This is a genomic window from Campylobacter magnus, assembly GCF_028649595.1.
GTDB classification, from domain to species: Bacteria; Campylobacterota; Campylobacteria; order Campylobacterales; family Campylobacteraceae; genus Campylobacter; species Campylobacter magnus.
On sequence record NZ_JAQSLK010000012.1, the window covers coordinates 1 to 2500 of the forward strand.

A 2500-nucleotide genomic window follows, 5' to 3' on the forward strand; every position below is an offset into this window, starting at 1 on the left:
AAATGTTATTTAATTTACCAATGTTAAAAGTCAATAAGTTTAATACAATTTTACAGGACTTGTTAAAGCTTTGATTTTTCATTTTTGCAAATATAAAGTTTAATTCTAGAATTCCTAGATTTAATGCTTTCCGTCTTGGAAATGAAAAAGCAAATATTGTAAGTTAGAATTCTATAATTCTTAAAAACTTTTTAAAAAGATTAAAAAAAACTTTTTTAAAAAGATTTAAAAAAGATAGAGTTTTATTTTATCTTTAACAAGGAAGTGATGCATTAGAATACACAATATTGTAATTCTTAAAAGGTAAGCTACAAAGAGCAAATGGTGGATGCCTTGCCTAGTAGAGGCGATGAAAGACGTGCCAGGCTGCGATAAGCCTCGGGGAGCTGTCAAGGAGCTTTGATCCGGGGATTTCTGAATGGGGCAACCCAAATAACAGTGATGTTATTTACCATATGGAGCTAACTAGGGGAACTGAAACATCTAAGTACCCTAAGGAAAAGAAATCAATAGAGATTACGCTAGTAGCGGCGAGCGAACGCGTAAGAGGGCAAACCACTAGCTTGCTAGTGGGGTTGTAGGACTGCAATGTGGACTAAAATCGGTTAATAGAATAAACTGGAAAGTTTAGGCATAGAGGGTGATACCCCCGTATATGAAAACCTATTTTTACCTAGCAGTATCCTGAGTAGGACGGGACACGTGAAATCCTGTTTGAAGCTGGGTCGACCACGATCCAACCCTAAATACTACTACTAGAGCGATAGCGAACAAGTACCGTGAGGGAAAGGTGAAAAGAACCGCGGTGAGCGGAGTGAAATAGAACCTGAAACCATTTGCTTACAATCATTCAGAGCACTATGATTTATCAGTGTGATGGACTGCCTTTTGCATAATGAGCCTGCGAGTTGTGGTATCTGGCAAGGTTAAGGAAACCCGGAGCCGTAGCGAAAGCGAGTCTTAATAGGGCGCTAAGTCAGATGCTGCAGACCCGAAACGATGTGATCTATCCATGAGCAGGTTGAAACCGGTGTAAGAGCCGGTGGAGGACCGAACAGACGGCTGTTGAAAAAGCTCCTGATGACTTGTGGATAGGGGTGAAAGGCCAATCAAACATCGTGATAGCTGGTTCTCTCCGAAATATATTGAGGTATAGCGTCATGTAGTAACACTAAGGGGTAGAGCACTGAATGGGCTAGGGCATACACCAATGTACCAACCCCTATCAAACTCCGAATACTTAGTGTGTAATCATGGCAGTCAGGCGGCGAGTGATAAAATCCGTCGTCAAGAGGGGAACAACCCAGACTAACAGCTAAGGTCCCTAAATCTCATTTAAGTGGAAAACGATGTGAAGTTACTTTAACAACCAGGAGGTTGGCTTAGAAGCAGCCATCCTTTAAAGAAAGCGTAATAGCTCACTGGTCTAGTGATTTCGCGCGGAAAATATAACGGGGCTAAAATGAGTACCGAAGCTTTAGACTTAGTTTTTAACTAAGTGGTAGGAGAGCGTTGTATTTAGCGTCGAAGGTATACCGGTAAGGAGTGCTGGAGCAAATACAAGTGAGCATGCAGGCATGAGTAGCGATAAAAGGGGTGAGAATCCCCTTCGCCGTAAACCCAAGGTTTCCTACGCGATGCTCGTCATCGTAGGGTTAGTCGGGTCCTAAGCAAAGTCCGAAAGGGGTATGCGATGGAAAATCGGTTAATATTCCGATACCAATATTAGTGTGCGATGGAAGGACGCTTAAAGTTAGTGGAGCTAGCGGATGGAAGTGCTAGTCTAAGGATGTAGATTAAGTGGTAGGCAAATCCGCCACTTTTTATTCGAGATCTTAAAGGCTCTCCAAAGTCTTCGGATAGCGGGGAGAATCCATGATACTATCGAGCCAAGAAAAGTTTCTAAGTTTAGCTAATATTGCCCGTACCGTAAACCGACACAGGTGGGTGGGATGAGTATTCTAAGGCGCGTGGAAGAACTCTCTTTAAGGAACTCTGCAAAATAGCACCGTATCTTCGGTATAAGGTGTGCCTAACTTTGTTAGTGGATTTACTCTACAAAGCATTGAAGGTTACAACAAAGAGTCCCTCCCGACTGTTTACCATAAACACAGCACTCTGCTAACTCGTAAGAGGATGTATAGGGTGTGACGCCTGCCCGGTGCTCGAAGGTTAATTGATGGGGTTAGCATTAGCGAAGCTCTTGATCGAAGCCCGAGTAAACGGCGGCCGTAACTATAACGGTCCTAAGGTAGCGAAATTCCTTGTCGGTTAAATACCGACCTGCATGAATGGCGTAACGAGATGGGAGCTGTCTCAAAGAGGGATCCAGTGAAATTGTAGTGGAGGTGAAAATTCCTCCTTCCCGCGGCAAGACGGAAAGACCCCGTGGACCTTTACTATAGCTTGACACTGCTATTTGGATAAAGATGTGCAGGATAGGTGGGAGGCTTTGAAGCTAGGACGCCAGTTCTAGCAGAGCCATTGTTGAGATACCACT

1 rRNA gene (cut by a window edge) is annotated in these 2500 nt (G+C 43.4%); it reads left to right on the plus strand.

Features of this window, described 5'->3' with window-relative positions:
• Nucleotides 1-301: 301 nt before the first annotated feature.
• Nucleotides 302-2500: ribosomal RNA gene (locus PTQ34_RS08755) — 23S ribosomal RNA — on the plus strand; it runs 708 nt beyond the window's last position.